This window comes from Dysosmobacter sp. HCP28S3_G4 (assembly GCF_052065175.1).
GTDB lineage: Bacteria > Bacillota > Clostridia > Oscillospirales > Oscillospiraceae > Oscillibacter.
Genome location: NZ_JBQHUP010000083.1, coordinates 1 through 4,958 on the forward strand (window position 1 = coordinate 1; position 4,958 = coordinate 4,958).

At 63.2% G+C, this 4,958-nt stretch carries 2 protein-coding genes; both read left to right on the forward strand.

What is annotated here, in order from left to right:
* The first annotated feature begins 494 nt into the window (after positions 1–494).
* Positions 495–2,333 carry an NAD(P)-binding protein gene (locus tag ACTNBU_RS12345; RefSeq protein ID WP_441034370.1) on the forward strand — a complete coding sequence of 613 codons (1,839 nt, stop codon included), beginning with the start codon at positions 495–497 and terminating at the stop codon, positions 2,331–2,333.
* Positions 2,327–4,063 carry an NADH-dependent [FeFe] hydrogenase, group A6 gene (locus ACTNBU_RS12350; protein WP_441034371.1) on the forward strand — a complete coding sequence of 579 codons (1,737 nt, stop codon included), beginning with the start codon at positions 2,327–2,329 and terminating at the stop codon, positions 4,061–4,063. Before ACTNBU_RS12345 ends, ACTNBU_RS12350 begins: the two co-directional genes overlap by 7 nt.
* The last annotated feature ends 895 nt before the right edge of the window (positions 4,064–4,958 follow it).

The following is a 4,958-nucleotide window of genomic DNA, read 5'->3' on the forward strand; positions in this document are numbered from 1 at the left end:
TCCGTCGAGGTCGCCGAGCGCTATGGCCTGGGCTACGACCTGGTGGCTGGCGCCAACATCGTCGGCTTCCAGAAGGTCGCCGACGCCATGATGGCTCAGGGCATCTTCTAATTCAACATTCCGTGCCTGGAAAAGGCCATCCTCTTTACCTCCTGGAAAAGCCGGTCCTCTTGGACCGGCTTTTCCGCGTCCCGGGGACGCTTTGCCCGCCGGAACAGAGAGATCCTTAACGGGCATCCGGAAAATTTTCACGTTGTCTTATCACCCGAAAAATGTCTAATGTCCGCCTCCCGTGCCCGGGATGCGGACATTTTTTATCAAAAATGTTTTGTTTGTGAATTGTCTATCAGGTTTTTCCCGGATATTCCGTTTAAAAAAGTTTGCATTCCTGAAAAATCGTGCTATAATGCCACTTAAATACTTGTCTGTGCCGCCCGTTCATATTTCCATGACCGGTGGATACAGTGTTGGAAAATGCCAGAAGGAGTGAAACTATGAGCCGTCTTGACGTGAAAACCCCCAGTCAGGCCCAGGCCGTCGTGGAACAGCTCTACCGCAACGTAGAGCGCCGTATCGCCGCCAGCCCTCCGGGCCTGTGCCCCATCGACATGGCGCTGAACTTTCTGAATCTGTGCCACGCCCAGACCTGCGGCAAATGCGTGCCCTGCCGCATCGGCCTGGGGCAGCTGTCCGGCATGCTCCAGGAGGTGCTGGACGGTGAGGCCGACACCAGCATCCTCCACCGCATCGAGGAGACCGCCCAAGTCATCGTGGACACCGCCGACTGCGCCATCGGCATCGACGCCGCCAACCTGGTGCTGATGGGCCTGAAGGGCTTCCGGGATGACTATGAGGAGCACATCAACCATCACCGCTGCCTCAGCACCCTGCGGAACCCCGTGCCCTGCGTGGCCCTGTGCCCCGCCGGCGTGGACATCCCCGGCTACATCGCCCTGGTGCGGGACGGCCGCTACGACGACGCCGTGCGGCTCATCCGGAAGGACAATCCCCTGCCCACCGCCTGCGCCTACATCTGCGAGCATCCCTGCGAGGCCCGCTGCCGCCGGAACATGGTGGACGATCCCATCAATATCCGTGCTCTGAAGCGCTTCGCCGTGGATCACGCCGGAGACGTGCCCCAGCCCCAGTGCGCTCCCGCCACCGGCAAGAAGGTGGCGGTCATCGGCGGCGGCCCCGGCGGATTGTCCGCGGCCTACTACCTGTCCCTCATGGGCCACAAGGTCACCATCTACGAGCGGCGCAAGCAGCTGGGCGGCATGATGCGTTACGGCATCCCCGACTACCGCCTGCCCAGGACGCTGTTGGACGCGGAGATCAACTCCATCCTGTCCCTGGGCATCGAGGTCCACACGGAGGTGGACATCGGCACCGACATCACCTTCGACCAGCTGAAGCGCAATTACGACAGCCTGTATCTCTCCATCGGCGCCCACACCGACAAGAAAACCGGCATCGAGGGCGAGGACAGCCACGGCGTCATCTCCGCCGTGGAGCTGCTGCGGAACATCGGCGACGGCATCAAGCCGGACTTCACCGGCCTGAACATCGCCGTCATCGGCGGCGGCAACGTGGCCATGGACGTCACCCGCAGCTGCATCCGCCTGGGCGCCCGGAAGGTCTCCTGCGTGTACCGCCGCCGTCAGGAGGACATGACCGCCCAGCAGGAGGAAGTGGAGGGCGCCATCGCCGAGGGCGCCGAGATCCTGACCCTGGAGGCCCCCGTCCGCATTGAGGCGGACGAGAACGGCAACGTCACCGCCCTGTGGACCCAGCCCCAGATCATCGGCGAGATCGACGCCCAGGGCCGTCCCAAGCCCCACACCGCCCAGGTACCGGAGAAGCGCATCCCCGCCGACATCATCATCGAGGCCATCGGCCAGGGCATCGAGACCCACGGCTTTGAACAGACCGGCATCAAGATCCAGCGCCGGGGCACGCTGCTGGCGGACTCCAGCACCAGCGTGCCGGACATGGAGGGCGTGTTCGCCGGCGGCGACTGCGTTACCGGTCCCGCCACCGTCATCCGGGCCATTGCCGCCGGCAAGGCGGCGGCCGCCAACATCGACGAATATCTGGGCTTCAACCACGAGATCCACTCCGGCGTGTCCATTCCCGCGCCGAAGTTCTACGACCTGAATCCCAGAGGCCGGGTGAATACCTGCATGCGGGACGCCTTCGACCGGAAGGACGACTTCGAGTGCATCGAGTGCGGCCTGTCCCACGAGGAGGCCATGCAGGAGTCCTCCCGCTGTCTGCGGTGCGACCACTTCGGCTACGGAATTTTTAAGGGAGGACGTGTAGAAAAATGGTAAATGCGATCATCGACGGCCACCCCATCTCCGTGGAGGAGGGCACCACCATTCTGAAAGCAGCCAACGATATCGGCATCGGCATTCCCCACCTGTGTTTCCTGAAGGACATCAACGAGATCGCCGCCTGCCGCATCTGCGTGGTGGAGGTGGAGGGCACCGACCGGCTGCTCCCCTCCTGCAACAACGAGGTGCTGGAGGGCATGGTCATCCACACCAACTCCCCCCGCGTCCGGCAGGCCCGGCGCACCAATCTGCGTCTGATCCTCAGCCAGCACGACTCCAACTGCACCACCTGCATCCGCAATGGCAACTGCGCCCTGCAGAAGCTGTCCGGCTACCTGAACATCCACTACCAGCCCTACAAGGTCCATCCGGAGCGGACCCATGTGGACTTGTCGGTGCCGGTGGTCCGTGAGGCCAGCAAGTGCATCAAGTGCATGCGTTGCGTCCAGGTGTGCGACAAGATCCAGGGCATGCACATCTGGGACGTGTCCGGCACCGGCTCCCGCACCACCGTGGACGTCAGCTTCAACCGTCTGCTGAAGAACACGGACTGCACCTACTGCGGCCAGTGCGTCACCCACTGTCCCACCGGCGCCCTCACCGCCCGGGACGACACCAACCGGGTGTTCCACGCCCTGGCTGACCCGGAGATCACCACCGTGGTCCAGATCGCCCCCGCCGTGCGGGTGGCCTGGGCGGAGGCCTTCAATCTGTCCCCGGACTTCGCCACCACCGGACGGATGGTGGCCGCCCTGCGCCAGATCGGCTTCGACTACGTGTTCGATACCAACTTCGCCGCCGACCTGACCATCATGGAGGAGGGCAGCGAGTTCCTCCAGCGGTTTACCCATCGGGGCAAGTACCGCTGGCCCATGTTCACCTCCTGCTGCCCCGGCTGGGTGCGGTTCGTCAAGTCCCAGTATCCGGACTACACGGACTGTCTCTCCACCGCCAAGTCCCCCCAGCAGATGTTCGGCGCCGTGGCCAAGAGCTACTTCGCCGAGAAGCTGGGCATCGACCCCCACAAGCTGTTCGTGGTGTCCGTCATGCCCTGCACCGCAAAGAAGAGCGAGTGCGAGATCCCCAACCTCAACGACGCCTGCGGCGATCCGGACGTGGATGTGGTGCTGACCACCCGGGAGTTCGTCCGGGTGCTGCGCAGCGACCACATCGTGCCCTTCGATCTGAAGGAAGAGGAGTTTGACTCCCCGCTGGGCAGCGGCACCGGCGCGGCGGTGATCTTCGGCGCCACCGGCGGCGTCATGGACGCGGCGCTGCGCAGCGCCTACTATCTGGTGACGGGTCAGAATCCGGACCCCGACGCCTTCCAGGCCATCCGGGGCAGCAAGCCCTGGAAGGAGGCCGTGTTCAACATCCCCGGCGCGGGGGACGTGCGGGTGGCGGTGGTCAGCGGTCTGGCCAACACCCGGCGGCTGATGGAGGCCATCGACAAGGGCAAGGCGGACTACGACTTTGTGGAGGTCATGGCCTGTCCCGGCGGCTGCGCCGGCGGCGGCGGACAGCCCATCCACAACGGCGAGGAGCGGGCGGAGGCCCGGGGCAACTGGCTGTGGAAGCTGGATGCCAAGAATCCCATCCGCTTCTCCCACGAGAACCCGGACATCCAGGTGCTGTACCGGGAGTATCTGGGCAAGCCCCTCAGCGACAAGGCGCACCATCTGCTCCACACGGATCTCACCGAGTGGAACATGCCGTCCCAGGAATAACAGACATACGGCGCGGCCCCTGTCCTCCCGGACGGGGGCCGTGATTTTTTGGCCCCTTGCGCGGGGCGGGGATGCGGTTTTTTCCCCGCGGGGTGCGGGGGTGCGCCCCGTCCCGGGGCGCGGCGGAGTGCCGGGGAAGCCCGGCGGCTTCAAAACCTTTTCCCGTTGGCACGGGGGTGCGGCGAAGGCCGCAGCTTCAAAACCCCCATTCGTCGTCGGGTCAAACTGCGCTATATTCGGGACGCCCTGCGGGGGAGGGCATCCCTCATGCCGCTTCGTTGCCCCTCCTCTTCCCCACAAAACCCGCTTCGCTGGGCTTTTGTGGGGGCCCCTATCGGTTGCGTCGAAAAGAGAAAGCGCTTTTTGATGGTGTTAAGAGAAAAAGGCTCGGGCGGCGGCATTCCGGACTTCGTCCGGAACGCTCGCGGCGCCTGTTACGGGGGTTTTGGCCCGGTGGAAACTTTCGGGTTTTTCTCACTCAACTAAATACGGCAGTTGCGAAAGTTGGGGTCCCTCCCGGATACTCTGCCGTTCTCTTTTGCTGCCGCACTCTGGCATTCGCAGAGACCCCGGCACCGTTATTTCGATACTGCCGCAGCAGCAAAAAGAAGAAAGGTGTATCCGTAAGCGCCCCTTCCACCAATCTTCCGCAACTGCCAATGTGCGGCAGCAAAAGAGAAGAACAGAGCATCCCTCAATTCCCCCAGCTTCTGAAGCCGCCATATGCAGTTGAGTGGACGAGGCCGACAGGTGAGCCCCCCAAACCCCTCGTAAAAGGCGGGAAAAGGCATTTCAAGCAGAGCCTGAAATGCCGCCGCCAGAGCCTTTTTCTCTTACACCATCAAAAGGCGCATTCTCTTTTTCCTCTCCAGGAAAAAGAGAATGGGGGTTTTGC